The following is a 20,024-nucleotide window of genomic DNA, read 5'->3' on the forward strand; positions in this document are numbered from 1 at the left end:
TTACTTGCAAATGCCTGAGAATCCGTTATCCGATTATTTTTATCAGGAATCTGATTTAGGGAGCTATCATGCGCTTTTCGACCAAGACATCTCTCATGGCCCTTGCCGCAGTGGCAACGACCGTGACAGCCATCCCCGCTTACGCCGAGGGAGAGCTAAACCTCTATTCATCCCGTCACTATGACACCGACGAACGTCTCTATTCGGACTTCGAGGAAATGACGGGCATCACCATCAACCGCATCGAGGGCAAGGCCGACGAACTGATCACCCGGATGGAAGCCGAGGGCGCGAATTCGCCCGCCGACATCTTCCTGACGGTCGATACGGTCCGTCTGACGCGCGCCAAGAACCTTGGCCTGTTGCAGTCCGTCGAAAGCGACGTTCTGGAAACCCGCATCCCTGCGTATCTGCAGGATGAGGACAACCAGTGGTTTGGTTTCTCGCAGCGCGCGCGCATCCTGTTCTACGACAAGGAAGCGATCGAGAACCCACCCCAGACCTATCAGGACCTCGGCAATGCCGAGTATGAAGGCCAAGTCTGCATCCGGTCCTCCACCAACGTCTACACCCAGAACATCGTTGCCGCTCTGGTCGATCACTTGGGCGAAGACGCTGTCAAAGGCTGGGCGGAAGCCGTTGTCGGCAACTTTGCCCGCGCGCCTCAGGGCGGTGACACCGACCAGCTGCGCGGCATTGCGTCGGGCGAGTGCGGCATTGCCATGTCGAACACCTATTACTACGCCCGCGCGCTTCGCAAAGGCGACAGCACCATGTCCGAGGCTGATCTCGCGCGCATCGGTTGGGTCTTCCCCAATCAGAACGATATCGGCGCGCATATGAACATCTCGGGTGGCGGTGTGGCCGCAAACGCGCCCAACAAGGACAACGCCGTGAAGTTCCTTGAATACCTCGCCTCCGATCAGGCGCAGGAATATTTCTCGGCCGGTAATGACGAATATCCGGGCGTGCCGGGTGTGGGTCTGTCCGAGTCCGTCGCCGCTCTGGGCATCTTCCGCCCCGACGTGATTGATCTGTCCGACATCGCCGACAATATCGACGCCGCTCAGAACATTCTGAATGAGGCTGGCTGGGAATAAACCCACCTCAAACCACGTGACAAGGCGCGGCTTCGGTCGCGCCTTTTTTCATGTCTGTGCGAATATCCGTCAGGCATGCTCTGCAAAAACGCACATCTTTTGCACTTCGGCAGTCAGATTTCTCGTTTATATGTGGGCTATTGGATGTCCGTGATCGGCATTCGTCAGCAAAAGAGGTTTTCTTATGCTCCGCGCCTGTCTCGTCATTCTATTGGTCCTTCTTGGGGTCGCCACCGTTCAAGCCCAAGACGCGCCCAAACTCGTCAAGCTGGTCAGCGTCGACACCAATGCGCCTAAGACAACCCGGCAGTTTTTCGGCCATGTCGTCGCCCGCGAAACGGTAGACCTGGCGTTTCAGGTCAGCGGACAGATCGTCGAGATTCCGATTATCGAAGGAGAGCCTGTCGCCAAGGGCGCCTTGCTTGCCCAACTTGATCTTGAGCCGTTCCAGCTGGCGCTCGATCAGGCGCGATTGCAAAAAGAACAAGCGGATCGCACCCTGAGCCGGCTTGAGCAATTGCAAGGCAGTTCGGTCAGTCAGGTCAGCGTTGACGACGCCGAAACCCAGGCCAAACTGGCTGAAATCGCCGTGCGCAACGCCGAACGCTCACTTGAGGATGCGACGCTGACCGCGCCGTTTGATGCGCTTGTCGCCGCCCGCAGCCAACCGAATTTCTCGACCGTGTCCGCCGGAACGCCCATTGCCCGCCTGCATGATATGTCCGAGCTACGGATCGAGATCGACGTGCCCGAAGTCCTCTTCCAGCGCGCCGGTAACGACCGCGACGTCGAGCTCTGGGCCGAATTTCCCGCCATTGACGCGCGCTATGATGTCGAGCCGCGCGAGTTTAACGCCGAAACCTCGCAGGTTGGTCAGACCTTCCAGATCACCCTTGGCATGGCCCCGCCCGAAGACGTTGTGATCCTGCCCGGTGCCTCTGTCACCGTCTACGCAGTGCTCAACAACGGCCCTGCCTCCGTGCGTATCCCCGGCTCTGCCGTGGTCAACACCCAGGATGGCACCCCGCAAGTGATGACTTTCACGCCCGACACGGACACCGAAGGCACAGTCACCGCCACCCCGGTCGAGATCACGCCCGCCGATGATGGCAGCATCAACGTCATCTCTGGCCTTGAGGCTGGTCAGGAAATCGTCGCCAGCGGTGCCAATCTGCTCAGCGACGGCGACCGCGTCCGCCGCTTCTCCGGCTTCTCGAACTGAGCCGCCTGATGGAAATTGCACGCACGTCCATCAACCGCCCGATCCTGACTTGGCTTCTGATCCTCGGCTGTCTGCTAGGCGGTATCTGGGGCTTTTTCTCGCTGGGCCGTCTCGAAGATCCGGCCTTCACCATCAAAACCGCCGTCGTCATCACCGAATATCCCGGGGCCAGCGCCCAACAGGTCGCCCGCGAAGTGTCAGAACCGCTGGAATCCGAAATCCAGAAGATGTCCGAGGTCAAAGAGGTCCGCTCTGTCAACCAGCCGGGCCTGTCGCGTGTGACGGTCGATATGAAAGACCAGTATGACGGCACCGAACTGCCCGAGATCTGGACGAAGCTGCGCAACCGCGCAAACACCGCCCGCCTTCCCAGTGGCGCCGGCGTGCCTTTCGTCAATGACGGCTTTGGCGATGTCTTCGGTATTTATTACGCCGTCACCGCTCCCGGCTTTTCCGACGCCGAAATCTACGAACTCGCCACCTTCCTGCGCCGCGAATTGCTGACTGTCGAAGGCGTGGCCGACGTCAACCTTTCAGGCGTCCCGAACGAGGTGATCTATGTCGAGCCTGACCTTGTCGTCAGCACCAACCAGAACGTTCCGCCCGCAGCCGTCGAGCGGGCGATTGCCAATGCCAACTCTGTTGTTGATGGCGGCTCCTTGCAAAGTGTGGAAGGCCGTACCCTGATCCAAGGCCCCGAAGGCAACGACTCCGTCCAAGCGATTGCAGGCCTCACCGTGGGCGTCGGGGGCGAGGTGCTGAACCTCTTTGACTTCGCCAATGTCTACCGCACCCGCGAGGAAAACCCCGACCTCATGATCCGCTACAATGGCGAGGACGCGTTCACCATTGGTGTGGCCGGTCTTGGCTCTGAAAACATCGTCGATGTGGGCCACCGCGCCGATGACAAGCTTGCAGAACTTGCCCCGCAGATCCCCCTAGGGGTTGAACTGCACCCGATCTATCAACAGCATATCGTGGTCGAGGAAGCCTCTAACAATTTCCTCGTAAACCTTGCCATGTCGGTCAGTATCGTCGTCATTGTGCTTGCGCTTTTCATGGGCTGGCGCGCCGCGATTGTCGTCGGCACGACCTTGCTTTTGACGGTCGTCGGTACGCTATTTTTCATGTCGATCTTCTCGATTGAGATGGAGCGGATTTCACTGGGCGCACTTATTATCGCCATGGGGATGCTGGTGGATAACGCCATTGTTGTGGCCGAAGGCATGCAAATCTCCATGCGGCGGGGGCAAACCTCGCGCGATGCTGCGCAAGACGCCGCCAAGAAGACACAAATCCCGCTGCTCGGCGCCACGGTCATCGGGATCATGGCCTTCGCGGGGATCGGCCTCAGCCCGGACTCCACCGGCGAGTTTCTGTTCTCGCTCTTCGCGGTGATCGCGATCTCGCTTTTGCTGTCATGGGTGCTGGCGCTTACCGTGACGCCGCTGCTGGGCCACTACTTTTTCAAGCAAGGCACTGAAAGCGATGACGACGCTTATGGTGGCGTGCTGTTCCGCGCCTACGGCCAGCTTTTGCGCGCCTGTCTGCGGCTCTGGTGGCTGGTAATCGCGGGGCTTTTGGCCATCACCGTCGCCTGTTTCATGATGTTTGGTCAGATCAAGCAGCAGTTCTTCCCCGACAGCAACACGCCCCTTCTGTTCGTGCACTACAAGCTGGCGCAAGGCGCGTCGATCCACGAGACCTCTCGCGATCTGACCGTGCTGGAAAACTGGCTCGCCGACCAGCCAGAGGTTGTCTCGACCACCGCTTATGTCGGCGACGGGGCTGCGCGCTTCATGCTGACCTATCAGTCCGAAGACCCGAACCCCAGCTATGGCCACATCATCGTGCGCACGGAAACAATCGACACCATCGCCGCGCTCATCGACCGGATGGAGGAGTTCTCGGCCACGACCCTTCCGCAGGGCGAGTTCCGTGCCAAGCGTCTGGCCTTTGGCCCCGGTGGTGGTGATCCGATCCAGGCGCGGTTCTCCGGCCCGGATCCTGCCGTGCTCCGCACCCTCGCGCTTGAAGCCGAAGACCGGCTGACGGCAGCGTCCGACAATATCCTTGCCCCGCGCATCGACTGGCGCGAGATGGAGCAGGTGCTGCGCCCGATCTACGCCACCGACCGCGCGCAAGAGGCCGGTATCACCCGTGACAACATCACCGACACAATGCGCTTTGCGACGACCGGCATCAGCTCGGGCGTCTACCGCGAGGGTGAGCGGCAGATCCCGATTATCCTGCGGGCCGATCCCGACGCCGATCTGCTGCTGACCGATCACGTCATCTATTCCGAAAGTGGACAGGCTTTCGTGCCTTTTGAACAAGTGACCGACGGGCTGCGCTTTGAGGCGCAAAACACCCTTCTGATGCGCCGCGACCGGGTCTTCACCATCACCGTGGGGGCCGACATTCCCAAGGATTTGACCGCCGCGCAGGTGCAGGCCGAGGTGCAGGAAACCATCGACACGATGCCCCTGCCCGCAGGTTACAAAATGGAATGGGGCGGTGAATATGAAAGCTCCGCCGATGCGCAATCGGGTCTGGCCGCGCAATTGCCCGTCAGCGCGCTGATCATGGTCCTGATCTCGATCCTTCTGTTCAACGCTTTGCGTCAGCCACTGATTATCTGGCTGCTGGTGCCGATGTCCGTCAACGGGGTCAGCCTTGCGCTTTTGGGCACCGGGCTGCCCTTCACCTTCACCGCATTGCTGGGCCTGCTCGCGCTGTCGGGGATGCTGATCAAGAACGGGATCGTGCTGGTGGAGGAGATCGACCTCGTGCGCGAGGACGACCCCAAGACGCCCCTGAAAGAGGCGATCGTCGCGGCCTCCACCTCCCGCCTGCGCCCGGTGATCCTTGCCGCAGCGACGACGATCCTGGGGATGGTTCCGCTGATCTGGGACGCGTTCTTCCAGTCGATGGCCATCACGATCATGGGCGGTCTGGCGTTTGCGTCGATCCTGACCCTCGTGGCAGCCCCCGTCTTCTACTACGCGTTCTTCATGCGCGAGGCAGCACGACAACCTGAGGCGTCACAAACCGCCTGAAGGGATCACGCAGAGGCACGCTCGATCAAGCGGCACGGGATCCAGATACGCTCTTCCACAGGCTCGTTCTGAGCCACGATCCGCGCGATCACATCCGTGGCGCGGGCGGCCATGGCCGCGACGGGCAAGCGGATGGTGGTCAGCTGACTGCTTTCCCACCCCGCCATCGGAATATCGTCAAAACCGATGATCCGAAGATCGTTCGGAAGGCGACCACCTGACAGGCTGCGCAGCCGATCCATGAAGCCGATGGCAAACAGATCATTCGGGCACAGCATCCCGTCGCACTCCGCCGCCGCCGCTCAGGCGCAGGAGGTTACTTGGGATCTGGCCCTGCTGGGCAGCCCCGCATTCCGCGTCGCAGGGGAGAGCTTCGCAGAATACATCAACGAAAACAGCGACGGCAAAATGGAGATCACGGTGCATAATGGCACGCTGTCCCCGTCGCGCGAAATCCTCGACAACTTGTCGATTGGCGCGTTCGAGCTGGGCTATGTGATCTCCAGCTATCATCCGGGCAAGAACCCGTTGATGTCCGTGCTTGATCTGCCCTTCCTGCCGCTGCCCACCATGGAAAAGCGCGCCGAAGTGGCCGAAATGCTGTTTGAGAACGAAGACATCAAGGCCGAGTTCGCGCGCTGGAACACGGTGCCCGTCATGGCTGTCGTTCAACCCAATTACGAAGTGATGGGCAAAGGCAACGCCCCTGAGACACTGCAAGCCTTTGATGGCATGCGGATGAAAGCCACCTCTGGCATCGGTAATGCGCTGGCGACCTATGGCGCAAGCCTCGTCTCAGTCAGCGGACCTGAACAGTACAACGCGCTGCAAACCGGCGTGATTGATGCCGTTGCCGCAACCCCGTCGGCCCATGGCGGCTGGAAGCTCTATGAGTTGTCGGAATGGTATACGACCGGAATGGAGGCAGGCTCTGCCCATGTGACGCTTGTCGCCAATGCCGATGCGTGGAACGCACTGCCCGACGATCTCAAAGCGCTGGTCGATGAGGCCAAGGCCCACGCCTATGCCGAAACGATCAAGGCCCAAAGTGCCACGTCAGCGCGGTATGAGCCCGCCTTGGTCGAAGCCGGTTTGAAAAAGATCGAGGTCTCGCCAGACACGATCATTCAGTTGCGCAACGACGCCGCCCAGCCGGTGTGGGACACCTTTGTCGAGGATGTCTCTGGCAAAGGCCTGCCCGCGCAGGAAATCCTCGATATCGTCTTGCAGGCGGAATGATCTGAACCGGTCGGGCGCGGCTCTTGTCGCGCTCTGCCCCCTTTTCCCGCGCCCCTGACCCGACAGACCCGCAGCGCATGGCTGCGAAAGGATGCTTATGCTCAAAACACTGGATAACGGGTTGATGCGGATTGAACTCGCGACCGCTGTGCTGGCCGGGATAACGATCTTCGTCATCATGCTGCTGGTCACATCCGAGGTCCTGATGCGGCGCCTCTTCAACAGCCCCATTCCGGGGCAGGTTGATTTCACCTCGCTCTCGATGGTTGCGTTCAGCTTGCTCTGCATCTCGTATTGTTATCGCCAAGCCGGGCATATCCGCATGGATATGCTGCAGAAATTCACCTCCGGGCGCCTGTCCTGGATGACCCATCTGATGGCCACGGTGATCGGCCTTTTCCTGATTACGGCGATCCTTCCCGGCACATGGACGCATTTCATGCGCGCGTGGTCCCTTGGCGACACGACCCTTGGCGTGGGCTTTCCCACATGGCCGTCCAAACTGGCCGCCCCGGTCGGGCTGGGCATCCTATGGCTCAGGCTGACGCTGGAGCTTTGGGTGTTCGGGCGGCTTGTTCTCAACCCCGATCTAGAGCCAGTGGGCGTTCCGCGCCCGCCGGACCCTCTCGAAGATATGGACGCGTAAGGGTAAGCTCATGGATCCCACAACAATCGGTGCCCTCGGCTTTCTGGGCCTTATCATCATGGTGATGTCCGGCGTGCATATCATGTTCGCCACAGCGATCACCGGCTTTTTGGGCATCGTCGCGCTCAAAGGCTGGGACGTGGCGGTGAATGTCGCGGGCATCATCCCGCACAGCACCGGCTCGAACTATCTGTTCAGCGTTTTGCCCATGTTCATACTGATCGGCTTTTTCGCCCATTCCTCTGGCATGGTGCAGGGGGCCTACCGCGCCGCACGCGCATGGATGGGCTGGTTACCGGGCGGGCTTGCCGTCTCCACCGTGCTGGCCGCGGGCGCGTTTGGGGCGGTCTCCGGCGCAAGCCAAGCAACCGCTGCGGTCTTTGCGCGCGTCGCGATCCCCGAATTGCTGAAGCTGAAATATAACCCAACGGTGTCTGCAGCTGCTGTTGCCGCGTCGGGAACGCTAGCCTCACTGATCCCGCCCTCGGCGGCACTGGTCGTCTACGGAGCCATCGTCGACGAAAGCATTGGGCGTTTGCTGCTGGCGGGCTTTATTCCGGGCATCTTCTCAGCACTGCTTTACGCAGGCTTCATTCTGCTGCGATTCTCCGTCAGCCCCGAACTGGGCCAACCCATCAAGGGCATCAGCTGGGGCGAACGCGGTGCCTCCATCGGAGGCATCCTGCCCATTTTCCTTGTGATGCTGATGATCCTCGGTGGTATGTCGACGGGATGGACAACCCCGACCGAAGCAGGCGCAACAGGTGCCGCCATCGTCTTCACCTACGCGCTCTTGCGCCGCAAGATCACCCTGTCGGGCCTGAACACATCGCTGATCGAGACGGCAAAACTCACCGTCATGATCTTCTCGACCTTCTGGGGCGTCTTCATCTTTGCGCGCTTCCTCGCCTTCACGCGCCTGCCGACAGAGATCGCCGAATGGCTGGTGGCGCTGCCGTTTTCCTCAACCTCGATCCTTGTCGCCATTCTGGTGGGCTATGCGTTTCTGGGCATGTTCCTCAGCGCCTCTGGCATGATGCTTTTGACATTGCCGGTGATCTTTCCAGCCATTGTCGAGCTGGGCATCGACCCGATCCTGTTCGGCATCCTTGTCATCAAGATGGTCGAGATCGGGCTGATTACCCCCCCTGTCGGCCTGAACGTCTACGTCGTCTCGGGGATCAGGCCCGACATACCCATCAACGGTATCTTCCGGGCAATCTGGCCTTTCGTGCTGATCGACGTGCTGACCGTTGCCCTGCTCATCATGCTCCCCGCCATCACGCTTTTCCTGCCAACGCTCGTTCTGGGCGCAGGCTAGGCCCTTCAGAAAAGGACATCTGCCATGCCTTTTGATATCCGTTCGGAAACCTTCACGGATGCGGTGCCCAAAACGGGCAAGCTCGAAAAGATCGCGGGTGATCTGGGGTTTACCGAAGGCCCGATCTGGCACCCTGATGACGGGTATCTGATCTTTTCGGATATTCAGGAAAGCCACCAATATAAGTGGCACCCCGATAGCGGTTCGCAGGTCTTCCGCACGCCGTCCAACCAATCGAACGGCAATTGCTTTGACACCGAAGGCCGGGTCATCACCTGCGAGCATGCCAGCTCACATCTGGTGCGCCACGATCATGGCGGCAAGCGCGTCACAGCGATTGCCACGCAGTATGATGGCAAAGAGCTGAACAGCCCCAATGACGTGATCTGCGACAGCAAAGGGCGCATCTGGTTTACGGATCCCAGCTTTGGCCGCATCCGCGAGGATCTGGGCATTCTGCGTGAACAGGATCTGCCCTATCAAGGCGTCTTTCGGCTGGATCCGGATGGCACGCTGACGCTCGTTTGCGACGACTTTCAGCAGCCCAATGGCCTTTGCCTCTCCGCCGATGAGACGCGCCTTTTCGTCAATGACAGCTGGGGCGGACATATCCGCGTCTTTGATGTGGCCGAGGATGGCGCGCTTTCCGACGGGCGTGTCTGGGCCGATGTCACGGGCGAGGGGGACGGCGTGCCAGACGGAATGAAATGCACAACCCAAGGGCATATCCTGTGCAATGGCCCCGGCGGCGTGCATGTCTTTGATGCCTCCGCCAATTGCCTCGGCGTGATCCTGATGCCTGAAAAATCTACCAATTTCTGCTTTGGCGGGCCTCAGCTGCGCACCCTTTTCATCACCGCCTCGACCTCCGTTTACCGGATCGAAACCCGTTTGACCGCCCTGCCCATGATCCCAAAGGATACAGCCTCCCAATGACCGACTATGGCATTCCCCCCAGCATCGAAGACACCAAGACCGCGACGCTGATCCACCCGTCTGTGCAGACCCGCCAGAAGGGTGGCACGCTGGTCTCGGTCAGCACGCGCAGCCATCGCTGGATCATCGACGAGCCGGAAAAGAAAGGCGGGACCGACCTGGGTCCAACGCCGCTTGAATCGCTTTTGGGGTCGCTCGCCGGGTGCGAAAGCGTTGTCCTGCGCCTTGTGGCCGAGGCGATTGGCTTTGCCTATTCAGACCTTCAGATTGACTGCGAAGGCACCGGCGACATGCGCGGCGCGCGCGGCGTCAAAGGTGTGCGCCCTTACTTCACGGCAGTCAAAATGGTGATCGAGATCACAACCGACGAGCCACCAAACCGCCTTGAATTGCTCCGCCGCAATGTCGAACAGCGCTGCCCGGTGATGAACCTTTTCGAAAGCGCCGATGTGGAGATGGATGTGACGTGGCGCGCGCGCCCCACCGCTCAGGATCGCTCTGCATGACACGCATTTCCCCCGCCGATCCGGCCAGCTACTCAGACGCCGTGATCTATGGCCCCGAGATGACCACACCCGTCATCCTGCGCCGCATGGTCCAGCATATCGCCAGCTACGCGGCGGGGTGTCTGTATTGCCAAGCCCACACTGCCAAGATTGTCGCCACTCTCAGCGAAGACGACCAGAAGATGGAGGCGATCTGGGAGTTTGAGATCCACGCCCTTTTCTCTGAACCCGAGCGTGCAGCCTTGCGATTTGCCATGGCTGCGGCCTCGGTCCCCAATGCCGTCACCGACGAGATGATGGACGAGTTGCGCACCCATTTCAGCGAGGACGAAATTGTCGAACTGCTGGCCTGTGTCTCGGTCATGGGCTTCATGAACCGCTGGAACGACAGCCTTGCCACAACGCTTGAGGACGGCCCGTGCGACGCCGCAGAGCGGACCTTGGGCAAGAAAGGTTGGAGCGTGGGTCAGCATGGGTAAATGCTTGCCCGAAGCGTAAAATCTCGATGCTTTGAAAATTGGTCGGGCTGAGAGGATTCGAACCTCCGACCCCCTGCTCCCGAAGCAGGTGCGCTACCAGGCTGCGCTACAGCCCGACCGTGCGCGCGGCATATGACAGCCCCGCGCGCTTGGCAAGACCTGACGCGCCCTTCACGGACCTCTGTCTTCGGTGGGAAGCGATTGGCTGACGCGCGGGCCAGTACCGGTTTCCACCCGGCTGCGGGTGCGCAGAACCGGCCGGTTCTCGGACCCGCCACCGCGGCTTTCGCGCAGCACAATGTAAAGGCCCGACGCGATGATGACGGCGGCCCCAATCGCCGTCATCTGGTCGATGCGCTCGTCAAAGAAGAACACGCCAAAGACCGACGCCCAGATGATCTGGCTATATTGCATCGGCGCGACGATCACCGCCTCGCCCGCCTTGTAGGCCCCGATCAGGCAAAGCGCGCCCACAAAACCCAGCACCGCGATCGACGCCATCATGCCAAATTCTTCAATCGGCACGGGCTTATAGACAAAAGGCAGCAGCGCGCCCATCACCACGAAATTCGCAATCATCGGATAAAGCATCATCACCGCCGTGCGCTCGTCCCGCCCGATCTTGCGCACGATGATCGAGGCAAACGACCCGCCAATCGCCGCCGTCAGCGCCGCCAGATGCCCCAATTCCAACTCAGTAGAGCCGGGTTGCAGCACGATAATCACACCCGTCAAACCCACGATCACAGCGATCCAGCGCCGAATGCGCACGGTCTCGCCCAGGATCGGGATGGCCAGCACGGTGATCAACAACGGCGCCGCAAACAAGATCGCATAGACCTGCGCCAGCGGCAGGGTCGAGAACGCGTAAAACGCCGAAAAGCCCGTGATCACCGCCGCCGTTGTGCGCGTCAGCGTCCACCACGGATGCACCGGGCGCAGATGCCCCTCACGCGCATCGCGGATCAGCATGAACATCACCATCGGGATGCCGAAAAGCACGCTGAAAAAGACGATCTGCACCGGGGAATAGCTGCCGCCCAGCAGTTTCACGATCACATCATGGGTCGCAAAAACAGCAAAAGCCGCAAGGGACAGCAAGGCACCTTTCAGGTTCGGACTCATGTGGGGTCTCGCAATGTGAGGCGTGGTGTCAGCCTAGAGACTTGCCTCCAGCGCCGCAATCACCGCATCGCCCATTTCAGATGTACTGGCTGGCGTACCGTCACCGCTTTGCATCAAATCCGCGGTGCGCGTCCCATCGGCCAGCACTTTCTCGACCGCCGTCTCGATCCGCGTGGCTTCCTCACCCTGATCGAAGCTGTAGCGCAGCGCCATGGCAAGGCTCAGGATACAGGCACACGGGTTCGCTTTGCCCTCACCGGCAATATCGGGGGCCGAGCCATGCACCGGCTCATAAAGCGCTTTGGGCCCTCCGTTCTCCATCGGTGCGCCAAGGCTGGCGGACGGCAGCATACCCAGCGATCCGGTCAGCATCGCCGCCGCATCCGACAGCAGATCACCGAAGAGGTTATCCGTGACGATCACGTCAAACTGCTTGGGCGCGCGCACTAACTGCATAGCACCTGCATCGGCATACATGTGGCTCAGCTCGACATCCGGGTAGTCCTTGTCATGGACCTCTTGCACGACCTCGCGCCACAGGATGCCGCTTTCCATCACATTGGCCTTCTCCATGGAGCAGACCTTGTTATTCCGCCGCCGCGCCAGCTCAAAGGCCGAGCGCGCGACGCGATCAATCTCGGATTCCGTGTAGCGCTGGGTGTTGATCCCGACGCGCTCATTGCCCTCGGTGGTGATGCCACGCGGCTCACCGAAATAGATGCCCGAGGTCAGTTCCCGCACGATCATCACATCAAGCCCGGCCACCACATCGCGCTTGAGGGACGAGAAATCAGCCAAAGCGTCAAAGCACTGTGCCGGGCGCAGGTTGGCGAACAAATCCATTTCCTTGCGCAGCTTCAGCAAGCCGCGCTCGGGCTTCACGCTGAAATCCAGCGTGTCGTATTTCGGCCCGCCGACAGCGCCCAAAAGCACCGCATCGGCGGCTTGGGCTTTCTCCAGCGTTTCGTCGGCCAGCGGAGTGCCATGCACATCATAGGCTGCACCGCCCACCAGATCCTCGGTCACGTCAAAGGTCAGGTCGCGCTTGTCGCCCAGCCATGCGATGACCTTACGCACCTCGGTCATCACTTCGGGGCCGATACCGTCACCGGCGAGGATCAAAAGCGAGGGGTTGGTCATGGCGCGCATCCTTTGAATGTCAATCGTGGCTTGAGGTATCCACGTTTGCCGGAACGGTCAAGGAAGCGCGATGTCCACCCAGATCAACGCATGACGGCTGGCGTCATCCCCCTCGGGCCAATGGATGCCCGCATCGGTGATCGTCAGCGACGCCGCAGGCAACACATAGTCCACCCGCAAAGGCCCGGTCTGCTCGAACACAACGCTGTCGGTTCCTGGCAGCGGATCTTGCAACGCCGGATGCGCCAGCAGCCGTTGCATCGCCTCCGACCGCCCATCGCCGCGCGCGGGGTCAAGGTTTGCGTCACCTAGCAGAACCGGCGTTTCCACCGCGCTCAAACGCGGTAGCCAGAACAGCGTTTCATCCGCGTTGCGCCTGCCATTGCGGTCCTCTGGTCCGTCGAAAACAGGGGGCGTGGCGTGGTAGGTCAGCAGGGTCAGAACCGTGCCGCCCACCGTCACCGGCACCTCCCAATGGGCGGTCGTGGACAGGCGCTGCACGTCGCGCGCTGCCTCGGTCAGCACGTCAGGCCCATCCCAAAGACCGGCCTCAAGACTGCTCCACAAAACGTCTGAGTGATCGACGACCCCGCCTTGCTCGAACGGATAGCGCGACAGGACCGCCATGCCGCCCTGCCCGTGAAACGCCCCATAGCCTTGGGCATCCTTTTCGGTCCCCAAGCGCCGGTCATCATTCAGATCAAGCCCTGTCGACAGCCCGGTATTCGGCACGCGCGCAAAGTGATGCGCATAAGGCCGCGCCAAACCGTCCGAGAACGCTTTGAGCGCCGCACCTGTCAGGTCATAGTCAAAGCTCTGCACCGCCAGGATGTCGGGGTTCACCGCATTGATCGCCGCTTGGGCCGAGGCCACGTCCGCCTCCCCCTTCAGGATATCGCGCAGCAAAAGGCCAGGGCCTTTGCGTGCCAACTCCGTGTTGAACGTGGCGATCCGCACAGTCTCGGCACTGGCGGGCAGTGCCAAAAGGCAAAAGATCAGGCCGTTTGCAGCTGCTCTTTTTGCGCCTGCGCATAGGTCCGCTTGCGCTTTTCCTCGATCATCGAGGCAACGCGTCCCATCGCGATACCGCGCATGAAAAGGGAAGCGGGAAGGAAAGCCCATGCAGTCATCGTCCAGATCAAAGTGTGCGGGTTCGACATCGACACCGGGTCAAAGATGTTCGAGGCCAGCTTCACAATTGCTGGGATCAGGAATGGCAGCAAAAACCCTAACGCAATGTTAATGCGTGCATCACGATTGAGCCGCTCCACCACGTCCCCCCCTGCTGTGGGGTCAAACGTGGGCAAGTTCACCCAAACATTGAACGCGCCCGAGCGGGTGGGCCAGCGGTTCACGCCCAGCGCCATCACAAAGACGGTCAGGGAGAGCAGCGAAATCAAGTAGCTCAGCCCCGCCGCCGTGCGCACATCTGCAATCAACGCAGCATCCGTCTGGTCGGGCATCATCAGTACGACAAGGCGTACCGGCGAATAGGGGAAATCAATCGAATGGCCGATGATCGTGCCGACAGCCGTCACAAACTCGGTCATCGTTGTCGGGTTGTCATGGCCACGCATGATCACCGTCAGCAATAGAACCGTCGCGAAAAGCGAGCCGAACCGCACGCGGTTGAACGGCGGCGCGTCCCGAAACTCCACAAGGCCGGGATAGCTGGAGGCGTATTCCACGAATGTCAGCACCGCCCCGAAGATCGCCACCAAAGCGACGATCTGCTGCGCATCCGAGCTGGCGCCCGGCAATAGCATAGACGGCGTTACAATCAATAACACCACAAGAAGTGCGCGCGCGATGGCGCCTGGTAGTCGTGAAACCACAGCCCTAACCCTCAACTTGGTCTGACACGATACGATGCCGCGCCGTTGTCCCAACTTGATCGCGCCTCTCGACGCTACCTCAATTGAAAACAGTGTGGCGACAAACCCCTCGCACCGCAACTTACTGTTTAAACAATGATAAATACTGTGGCTTTTTCATGGTGAAACTGGTGCGGGAATACATCAATTCCGCGCAACTCTCGGGGCAGTCTAGACTTGGGATCAATATGTTGGGGATGGCGTCGGGTCAGACCCAAGGCCGGGCCTGAACGGCTGTTTCCTCAAACGCATCAATGCTTGCGGCCTTCTCCATGGTCAGACCGATATCATCGAGCCCTTCCAGCAGGCAGCGCCGCTTGAACGCGTCCACCTCGAACGGATAAGCAGTGCCATCCGATGCAGTAACCGTCTGGGCCTCCAGATCGACCGTGATGCGCGCGTTCGCGCCTTTCTCGGCGTCGTCCATCAAGGCATCCACCTGCTCTTTGGGCAGCACGATCGGCAGAATGCCGTTCTTGAAGCAGTTGTTGTAAAAGATATCCGCGAACGAGGTCGAGATCACGCAGCGCACCCCGAAATCCAGCAGTGCCCAAGGCGCGTGTTCGCGCGACGAGCCGCAGCCGAAATTATCGCCCGCCACGATGATCTGAGCATCGCGATAGGCGGGCTGGTTCAGCACGAAACCCGGGTTCTCGTTGCCGTCCGCATCATAGCGCATCTCGTCAAACAGGTTCACCCCAAGGCCCGAGCGTTTGATCGTTTTGAGGAACTGTTTGGGGATGATCATATCGGTGTCGATATTCATCAGCGGCATCGGAGCCGCAATCCCGGTCAGTGTCTCGAACTTGTCCATCTGGCGATCCTTTCGCGTCTTGTCGCGCTGATACGCGATCCAATGCAGCGCGGCAAGATCATCAGGGCGTCTTGAAGGTCAGCGCCGCCCAGAGCGATTTCCACACCGGGTCCGTCTCAGCCTCCGGCTCAAGCGGGATCATCATGACCGCATCGACCAGATATTCCGTGCCGGGCTCTACCGGCAAACTGACACGCCCCTCTGCATCCGTCTGGAACAACGTGACTGTCACCGTGTCATCCGCCGCCTTGGCGAAAAGCTCGACTTGAGCGTCCGCGCGCGGCGCGCCTTCATAGAGCACCTGCACAGACAAACCATCGCTCAGATCATCCGTATAGGGGTTCGCCAACGCCACGATCTCAGTGCGCAGACCGACCGGGCGGTCCTGCCCGGCCCCATCCCCCACCGCGATCAGCGCTTTGGCAAAGCGACGATAGCTTTCCTTGAACCCATCCTCAGGCAGACCCCGCGCCGCATGATCCGCCAGAACCCCCGACAACGCCTTATGAGCAACAAACGCCTCGAACTTCTCCCACTCGCGATAAGTCAGGGTGTTGTCGGTGGTTTCGTGCACCACGATCCACAGCCCCGCCTCTTGCAACGCGACGTCCAAAGCCGGGTTATCGCCTGTGCGCGCAACAACCGCCTCCACCGCGTCACCACGCACCAGATCAAACCGCGTCACCTGCCGTTCGATATAGCTGAAGGCAGGCCCTTTGAACTCCTGCCCAACGCGCAAATGCGCGACCGCATCCTCGCCCGTGGCGATCTGGTAGCGCTCTGGCGAAATCCAGAACTCATGGGCAAAAGCAGGCTGGACGCCCAGCATAAAACAGAGAACTGTGAGGCAACGTAAGACCATGAAGAGGGCTCCAAAATGAGAACTGGGTTGAGGGTGGCATGGGTCACCTTAATGTCAATGCTGCTAAGCTGGGCAACGCTATCACAAGCCCATGAGGTGCGCCCCGCCGTTGCCGATATCATCGTGGGCGACACCGCCGCCGAGGTCGAGATGCGCCTGACGCTGGAACCCCTTGTGGCCGACATGGACCTCAACGGATTGGCTGACACCGACAACAGCCCCGCAGCGGCAGATTACGACCGCCTGCGCGCGCTGGAACCTGCTGCCCTTGAGGCCCTGTTCCGCGAAGGCTGGCCCGGGATCGCCTCTGACATCACGATGACTGTGGGCGAGACACAGGTGACCCCGGAACTGGGCGAGATTACCATTTCGCCAGAGCCGGATCTTGAACTGCCCCGCGACGCCACGATCAGCTTCCGCATTGATCTTCCGGAAGGCGACGCCCCGGTCGTCATGGGCTGGGCCTCTGAATACGGGCCTCTTGTGGTGCGCCAGGGCGAGGGTGAGGGCGCCTATACGGCCTATCTGACCCAAGGCGCCGTGACCGAACCGATGCCCCGCGAAGGTGTTGCACAGGTCAGCGCGATGGCCGCATTTGTCGACTATCTGATCATCGGGTTTGAACACATTATCCCGAAAGGCCTCGACCATATTCTGTTTGTGCTGGGGTTGTTCTTCTTCTCGCTCGCGATCCGTCCGCTGCTGATCCAGGTGACCACCTTCACTCTGGCGCATACGATCACGCTGGCCATGGCGACCCTCGGTGTCGTCACCGTGCCGACCAGCATTGTTGAGCCACTGATTGCGCTGTCGATTGTCTATATCGCGGTCGAGAACGTCATCGGTGGGTCGATCACCTGGCGACGAACAGCGGTGATTTTCGCCTTTGGCTTGCTGCACGGGCTTGGCTTTGCGTCGGTGCTTGGCGATATCGGCCTTGATCCTGCGCGCTTCATCAGCGGGCTGATTGCCTTCAATATCGGGGTTGAGTTCGGCCAGCTTGCCGTCATCGCCATCGCCTTTGTTCTGATTGGTATCCCGTTCGGCAAGAAGCCTTGGTATCGCGCCTATATCGCTGTTCCGGCGTCAGTCGCGATTGGTTTGGTCGGGGCCTACTGGACCATCGAACGCGTCTTTTTCTGACGTTGGATTGAGGTATTTTTAGACAAAAGAAGGGGAGGCGGGATCGCCCTGCCCCCCTACCGAGTGGGTTAAGATTAAATGCCGAGCGCGTGGAGGAATAGCTCCGGCACGATATGAATTGATGGTTAACCGAGCGCGCGTTGTGAGCTGAGACGCAGCCCGCGTTAACCTTAATATCGGGCTAAGAGTGCGCCCTCTGATGGGGCGCTTGGTATTATGTTAAGTTTGAAAAGCTGACATCCAAGGCCCGTTGGCGGGGCTGATCAAAAGGGCGGTTTCGCATGCGAAACTCCTGTCAGCGGAGGCATCACCAATCACATGCGTTTCGCGCGCGAAACGGTGTCTAGCGCGCGGCGCTCCTTTTGAGCTGAAGGCTTAGTTAAGCTCGCGCACGTCGGTCAATTTGCCGGTCACTGCCGCCGCCGCCGCCATCGCAGGCGACATCAGATGGGTGCGCGATCCGCGCCCCTGACGGCCTTCGAAGTTGCGGTTTGAGGTCGAGGCGCAGCGCACCTCGGGCCCCAGTTGGTCGGGGTTCATGCCAAGGCACATCGAGCAGCCCGCCAGACGCCAGTCAAACCCGGCCTCCTTGAAGATATCGGCCAAGCCTTCTTCTTCCGCTTGCAGGCGCACCAGACCCGATCCGGGGACGACCATCGCCATGATGCCGTCTTTCACCTTCTTGCCTTTGACGACCTCGGCTGCAGCGCGCAGATCCTCGATCCGTCCATTGGTGCAGGACCCGATAAAGACCGCGTCGACATCGACGTCTTGCAGCCGCGTGCCGGGGGTCAGGCCCATATAGGCGAGCGAGCGTTTCGCGGCGTCGACCTTGCCGCCATCAAACTCTGCCGGGTCGGGGACGACACCGGTGATGGGCAGCACATCTTCGGGGGAGGTGCCCCAAGTGACGACGGGCGCGATGTCTTCGCCTTTGATCGTGATGACCTTGTCGAAATGGGCGCCCTCGTCGGAATAGAGCGTTTTCCACCACGCAAGCGCCGCTTCCCATTGCGCGCCTTTAGGGGCGTGGGGGCGGCCTTTGACGTAGTCGAACGTGGTCTCGTCAGGCGCGATCAGACCCGCCCGCGCGCCGCCTTCGATGGCCATGTTGCAGACCGTCATGCGGCCTTCCATGGACAGATCGCGGATCGCCTCGCCGCAGTATTCGATGACATAGCCCGTGCCGCCCGCGGTGCCGGTCTCGCCGATCACCGACAGGGTGATGTCCTTGGCAGTCACACCGGGGCGCAGCTTGCCGGTGATCTCGACCTTCATGTTTTTGGATTTCTTCTGGATCAGCGTTTGGGTGGCCAGAACATGCTCCACCTCGGAGGTGCCGATGCCGTGGGCCAATGCGCCAAACGCGCCGTGGGTCGCCGTGTGGCTGTCGCCGCAGACGATGGTCATGCCGGGCAGGGTCCAGCCTTGCTCGGGTCCGATGATATGGACGATGCCCTGACGGATATCGTTCACGGGATAGTAATGCACGCCGAACTCGCGGGCGTTCTTGTCGAGCGCCTCGACCTGAATGCGGCTTTCCTCGTTGTCGATGCCTTTCTCGCGGTCCCATGTGGTGGGCACGTTGTGATCGGGCACGGCGATTGTCTTTTCCGGCGCGCGCACCTTGCGACCCGTCATGCGCAGCCCTTCAAAGGCTTGCGGGCTGGTCACTTCGTGAACAAGGTGGCGGTCAATATAAAGCAGGCAGGTGCCATCCTCGGCCTCATGGGCGAGGTGAGCGTCCCAGATCTTGTCGTAAAGTGTCTTTGGCGCGGACATGACAATGCCTCCTCATAAGCTGGAGGGGTGATATCGCGCCACCCGCGCGCCTTCAAGATCAAGAGTGATCCGGATGCTGCGCTGCTGCGTAAAGATGTGTATGAAGCAGCTTTTCAAGAAGACATCCGCCACGCGGACCATCCATCTGGGCCTGATCGGCCTGATGTTCGTCACTGCCTTAGCCGTCATTGCGGAGGCTGAAATGTATCGTGGCTACGAGACACCCCCCTATGAGGTCGTGCGTGCCGATGGCAATGTGGAATTGCGCGAGTATCAGCCGCATTTGCTGGCCGAAGTGACCGTGCGGGGCAACCGCTCCAGCGCGATCAGCACCGGTTTTCGGACGCTTGCAAACTATATCTTCGGCGGCAATGCGGAAGATCAGAAAGTATCGATGACCGCGCCGGTCGCGCAGACCCCAGGCGCGGATGGCACATGGAAGATCAACTTCATGATGCCGTCGGAATATACGCTTGAAACGCTGCCCGAGGCGGAGAACCCCGCCATTCGCTTTACCGAAGCGCCGAAAGAGCGTCAGTTGGTCATCGCCTTTCCCGGTCGCGGCACGGATCGCAACCTGACCAAGCACGCCGAGAAGCTGCGCGCCCATGCGGCGTCCGAAGGGCTGCAGATCGCCGGTGCGCCGCGCTATTACTTTTACGACGATCCCTTCACGCTGCCATGGAACCGGCGCAATGAAGTGGCGTTTCTCGTTCAGTAACAACGCCGTTGCGCCCATCCCCCGACCCGTGCGACGTTTGAGCTGAGGACAGGGA

General features: G+C 60.4%; 19 protein-coding genes and 1 tRNA gene. 11 read left to right on the forward strand and 9 right to left on the reverse strand.

Features of this window, described 5'->3' with window-relative positions; all coding sequences use genetic code 11:
- Positions 1-68: 68 nt before the first annotated feature.
- From KUW67_RS04635 to KUW67_RS04645, 3 genes are all read left to right on the forward strand, one after another.
- Positions 69-1,100, forward strand: a complete 1,032-nt coding sequence (locus KUW67_RS04635; RefSeq protein ID WP_224824111.1) for an extracellular solute-binding protein — start codon at positions 69-71, stop codon at positions 1,098-1,100.
- A 184-nt stretch (positions 1,101-1,284) separates the two neighbouring features.
- A complete protein-coding gene (locus tag KUW67_RS04640) occupies positions 1,285-2,322 on the forward strand; it encodes an efflux RND transporter periplasmic adaptor subunit (protein ID WP_224824112.1) in 1,038 nt (345 codons plus the stop codon).
- Positions 2,323-2,330: 8 nt separating this feature from the next.
- Positions 2,331-5,381, forward strand: a complete 3,051-nt coding sequence (locus KUW67_RS04645; protein WP_224824113.1) for an efflux RND transporter permease subunit — start codon at positions 2,331-2,333, stop codon at positions 5,379-5,381.
- Between the two features lie 5 nt (positions 5,382-5,386).
- Here the strand turns inward: KUW67_RS04645 and KUW67_RS04650 are convergent, their stop codons facing one another.
- Positions 5,387-5,659, reverse strand: a complete 273-nt coding sequence (locus KUW67_RS04650; RefSeq protein ID WP_224824114.1) for a substrate-binding domain-containing protein — start codon at positions 5,657-5,659, stop codon at positions 5,387-5,389.
- Between KUW67_RS04650 and dctP the strand changes: the two genes are divergently transcribed.
- The 6 genes from dctP (at position 5,631) to KUW67_RS04680 (ending at position 10,508) form a co-directional block, all read left to right on the forward strand.
- The gene (gene dctP / locus KUW67_RS04655; protein ID WP_224824115.1) at positions 5,631-6,620 is read left to right on the forward strand and encodes a TRAP transporter substrate-binding protein DctP; all 990 of its coding nucleotides are present in this window, start codon (positions 5,631-5,633) and stop codon (positions 6,618-6,620) included. The genes KUW67_RS04650 and dctP overlap by 29 nt on opposite strands.
- A gap of 97 nt (positions 6,621-6,717) precedes the next feature.
- Positions 6,718-7,266, forward strand: a complete 549-nt coding sequence (locus KUW67_RS04660) for a TRAP transporter small permease (protein ID WP_224824116.1) — start codon at positions 6,718-6,720, stop codon at positions 7,264-7,266.
- 10 nt (positions 7,267-7,276) lie between these two features.
- Entirely contained in the window at positions 7,277-8,587 is a 1,311-nt protein-coding gene (locus KUW67_RS04665) for a TRAP transporter large permease (protein WP_224824117.1), read from the forward strand.
- 24 nt (positions 8,588-8,611) lie between these two features.
- On the forward strand, positions 8,612-9,523 hold the full coding sequence (locus KUW67_RS04670) for an SMP-30/gluconolactonase/LRE family protein (RefSeq protein ID WP_224824118.1): 912 nt from the start codon (positions 8,612-8,614) through the stop codon (positions 9,521-9,523).
- The gene (locus KUW67_RS04675; RefSeq protein WP_224824119.1) at positions 9,520-10,029 is read left to right on the forward strand and encodes an OsmC family protein; all 510 of its coding nucleotides are present in this window, start codon (positions 9,520-9,522) and stop codon (positions 10,027-10,029) included. Before KUW67_RS04670 ends, KUW67_RS04675 begins: the two co-directional genes overlap by 4 nt.
- The gene (locus KUW67_RS04680) at positions 10,026-10,508 is read left to right on the forward strand and encodes a carboxymuconolactone decarboxylase family protein (protein ID WP_224824120.1); all 483 of its coding nucleotides are present in this window, start codon (positions 10,026-10,028) and stop codon (positions 10,506-10,508) included. Before KUW67_RS04675 ends, KUW67_RS04680 begins: the two co-directional genes overlap by 4 nt.
- Positions 10,509-10,547: 39 nt before the next feature.
- Here the strand turns inward: KUW67_RS04680 and KUW67_RS04685 are convergent.
- From KUW67_RS04685 to KUW67_RS04715, 7 genes are all read right to left on the reverse strand, one after another.
- A tRNA-Pro gene (locus tag KUW67_RS04685) sits at positions 10,548-10,624 on the reverse strand.
- Positions 10,625-10,679: 55 nt separating this feature from the next.
- Positions 10,680-11,633: a DMT family transporter gene (locus tag KUW67_RS04690; RefSeq protein ID WP_224824121.1), complete on the reverse strand. Its 954-nt coding sequence runs from the start codon at positions 11,631-11,633 to the stop codon at positions 10,680-10,682.
- A 33-nt stretch (positions 11,634-11,666) separates the two neighbouring features.
- On the reverse strand, positions 11,667-12,773 hold the full coding sequence (gene leuB, locus KUW67_RS04695) for a 3-isopropylmalate dehydrogenase (protein ID WP_224824122.1): 1,107 nt from the start codon (positions 12,771-12,773) through the stop codon (positions 11,667-11,669).
- Between the two features lie 57 nt (positions 12,774-12,830).
- Positions 12,831-13,757 (reverse strand): endonuclease/exonuclease/phosphatase family protein, encoded by a 927-nt coding sequence (locus KUW67_RS04700; RefSeq protein WP_224824123.1) that lies wholly within the window; start codon positions 13,755-13,757, stop codon positions 12,831-12,833.
- Between the two features lie 11 nt (positions 13,758-13,768).
- Positions 13,769-14,608, reverse strand: coding sequence for a hypothetical protein (locus KUW67_RS04705; protein WP_224824124.1), 840 nt, complete (start codon positions 14,606-14,608; stop codon positions 13,769-13,771).
- A 247-nt stretch (positions 14,609-14,855) separates the two neighbouring features.
- A complete protein-coding gene (gene leuD, locus KUW67_RS04710; RefSeq protein WP_224824125.1) occupies positions 14,856-15,461 on the reverse strand; it encodes a 3-isopropylmalate dehydratase small subunit in 606 nt (201 codons plus the stop codon).
- 61 nt (positions 15,462-15,522) lie between these two features.
- Positions 15,523-16,323, reverse strand: coding sequence for a DUF4198 domain-containing protein (locus KUW67_RS04715; protein ID WP_224824126.1), 801 nt, complete (start codon positions 16,321-16,323; stop codon positions 15,523-15,525).
- Positions 16,324-16,374: 51 nt separating this feature from the next.
- Here KUW67_RS04715 and KUW67_RS04720 point away from each other — a divergent pair, with 51 nt between their 5' ends.
- On the forward strand, positions 16,375-17,466 hold the full coding sequence (locus KUW67_RS04720; RefSeq protein ID WP_224824127.1) for a HupE/UreJ family protein: 1,092 nt from the start codon (positions 16,375-16,377) through the stop codon (positions 17,464-17,466).
- A gap of 375 nt (positions 17,467-17,841) precedes the next feature.
- Here the strand turns inward: KUW67_RS04720 and leuC are convergent, their stop codons facing one another.
- Complete coding sequence (gene leuC, locus KUW67_RS04725) at positions 17,842-19,248, reverse strand: 3-isopropylmalate dehydratase large subunit (protein WP_224824128.1); 1,407 nt, start codon at positions 19,246-19,248, stop codon at positions 17,842-17,844.
- A gap of 100 nt (positions 19,249-19,348) precedes the next feature.
- Between leuC and KUW67_RS04730 the strand changes: the two genes are divergently transcribed.
- A complete protein-coding gene (locus KUW67_RS04730; protein WP_224824129.1) occupies positions 19,349-19,969 on the forward strand; it encodes a heme-binding protein in 621 nt (206 codons plus the stop codon).
- Positions 19,970-20,024 lie beyond the last annotated feature (55 nt).

The organism is Cognatishimia sp. MH4019 (genome assembly GCF_020177595.1).
In the GTDB taxonomy this organism is placed as follows: domain Bacteria; phylum Pseudomonadota; class Alphaproteobacteria; order Rhodobacterales; family Rhodobacteraceae; genus JAHTBL01.